Source organism: Pseudomonas sp. Sample_24 (assembly GCF_004307605.1).
Lineage (GTDB): Bacteria > Pseudomonadota > Gammaproteobacteria > Pseudomonadales > Pseudomonadaceae > Aquipseudomonas.
In genome coordinates this window covers 3,200-5,645 of record NZ_RCNW01000246.1, presented here as the reverse complement: position 1 = coordinate 5,645, position 2,446 = coordinate 3,200, and the positions used below count along the sequence as shown (strand labels likewise).

The 2,446-nt window shown below is 60.4% G+C and carries 3 protein-coding genes; all 3 read right to left on the bottom strand.

The features are described from left to right. A partial coding sequence (locus tag D8V06_RS13700) for a formyltransferase family protein (RefSeq protein ID WP_277751298.1) occupies positions 1 to 581 on the bottom strand: 581 nt, incomplete at its 3' end. Between the two features lie 199 nt (positions 582 to 780). Continuing rightward, positions 781 to 1,413 carry a sarcosine oxidase subunit gamma family protein gene (soxG, locus tag D8V06_RS13695; RefSeq protein ID WP_056853880.1) on the bottom strand — a complete coding sequence of 211 codons (633 nt, stop codon included), beginning with the start codon at positions 1,411 to 1,413 and terminating at the stop codon, positions 781 to 783. A 169-nt stretch (positions 1,414 to 1,582) separates the two neighbouring features. Continuing rightward, positions 1,583 to 2,446 (bottom strand): aminomethyltransferase family protein (locus D8V06_RS30850; RefSeq protein WP_241667820.1); only part of this gene is annotated, 864 nt, incomplete at its 5' end.

Genomic DNA, 2,446 nt, shown 5'->3' with positions numbered 1-2,446 from the left:
TGAATGTTGATCGCCTTGCCGTCGAGTTTGCGGCACAGCTCCGGCGACAGCACCTGCATGTAGCGCGCAAGGATCACCAACTCGGCACCGGACTCTTCGATTACCTGCCACACCTGACGCTCTTGCGACGGTTTGTCGTTCGGGTCGAGCGGGAAGTGGTAGTAGGGAATCTGGTGCCAGTCGGCCAGCGGTTTCAGGTCCGGGTGGTTGGAGATCACGGCGGCAACGTCCATCGACAATTGGCCAATGCGCTGGCGGTAGAGCAAATCGTTAAGGCAGTGATCGGCCTTGGAAACCATGATCACCACTTTCGGCCGGTAATGCGGCGGCGTCAGTTCAAAGGTCATGCCGAAGGATTCACCGCGCTCCTGCAAACCGGCGCGGAACGACTGTTCGTCGAAGCCGTCCGGCTGACGGAATTCCACGCGAATGAAGAAACGGCCCGAGAGCCGATCATCGAAGGAATGGTGTTCGGTGACGTAACAGCCCTGCTCGAACAGAAAGCGAGTCACCGCGTCCACGGTGCCGAGCACGCTGGGGCAGTCGGCGGTCAAAATCCATGTATCTGGGGCGCGGCTCATAGTGCGGTGACTCCTGCTACAAAAACCAGTAAACAGAGCGAACCCTGTGGCGAGGGAGCTTGCTCCCGCTGGGTCGCGCAGCGACCCCAAAACCAGCTACCGCGATCCTTCAGCAGGAACGCGGGCTCAGGATTCACGACTGCTTCGCAGCCGAGCGGGAGCAAGCTCCCTCGCCACAAAAGCAGTCGTGAGCATGGCGTCAGGCCTGAACGCTCAGCCCGTACTCGGCGCAAGCATCCTGCAACCACAACCACCAGTAATCCGAGAAGCTGCGACGGATCAGCAGTTCCCAGGTGTCTTCGCCGGTATGGCGGATCACCAGTTGCGACTTGGCGAACACCGTGCCGACAGCCTTGCCCACCGGGAAGTTGTTCGGGTGCACGTCGTAGCTGGTGGATTTCATCAAAACCTGGCGCACGTTCGGACCGCTCAGTTCGAGGATCTGCTGACCACCGCTGACGTTGACGATCTGGATGTGCAGGTCGCCCAGCGCTTCGCGCAGTTTTTGCTCGGCGGCGAATTCTTCGCCGGTCGGCACGATCAGCAGCCACTCATCCGGCCCCATCCATTGCAGGCTGGTTTCGCCTTTGACGATGACGGTCAGCGCGCCCGGCAATTCGATGCCCAGGGCTTTGTGCACGCCAGCGGCGAACGCGGCATCGTGGCCATCGCCACGGATAGTCAGGTGGCCGAGAAGTTTTTTCTCACGCACGGTCACGCCGGCATTCTTGCGACCTTTGCCCACCAGGCTGGCGAGGTCGGCGTGATGCAGCGACGACTCGGCCTTGGCCCCAGTGGTTGGGCGTTGTTGGTAAACATTGGCTGCGGTCATAAAGCACCTTTCCTGAATTCTTGCATGTTGATCGTTCCCACGCTCTGCGTGGGAATGCCGCCATGGACGCTCTGCGTCCGCTCTTTGGACGCGGAGCGCCTCTTTTCAGGGACGCGGAGCGTCCCGGGATGCATTCCCACGCAGAGCGTGGGAACGATCGACTGTGGTGTTACACGTTCTGGCGTTCGCCTTTCGGATCGAAGAACACCGAAGAAACGATTTCCGCCTCGATCACGCTGCCATCCGCCAGCGGCGCAAACACGCGCTCGCCCATACGGTTCAGGCCGCCCTTGACCACGCCCATGGCAAACGAATAGCCCAGGGAGTTGTGCGCGTAGCTGGAGGTCACGTGGCCGACCATGGTCATCGGGATCGCCTGCTTGGTGTTGAACACCAGTTGCGCACCTTCCGGCAGCCATTTGTTCGGATCGATCGGCTTGAGGCCAACCAGTTGTTTGCGCTGATCACGCACACAGTCTTCACGATTCATCCCGCGCCAGCCGATCCACGAGAACGGTTTGGTGCGACCGACACACCAGCCCATGTTCAAGTCGTCCGGCGTCATCGAGCCGTCGGTGTCCTGACCGACGATGATGAAGCCCTTCTCGGCCCGCAGCACGTGCATGGTTTCGGTGCCGTACGGCGTCAGGTTGTACTTCTTGCCGGCGTCGACGATTTTTTCCAGTACACCCATCGCATAGTCGGCTTGCACGTTGACTTCGTACGACAGCTCACCGGTAAACGAGATCCGGAACACCCGCGCCGGCACGCCACCGACCAGACCTTCTTTCCAGGTCATGAACGGGAACGCTTCGTTGCTCAAATCGATGTCAGTGACTTCGCTGAGCAGCTTGCGACTGTTCGGCCCGGACAACGTCATGGTCGCCCAGTGATCGGTCACGGAAGTGAAGTACACCTTCAGGTCCGGCCATTCGGTCTGCTGGTAGATTTCCAACCATTGCAGCACGCGTGCAGCGCCGCCGGTGGTGGTGGTCATCACGAAATGGTTGTCGGCCAGGCATGCCGTCACGCC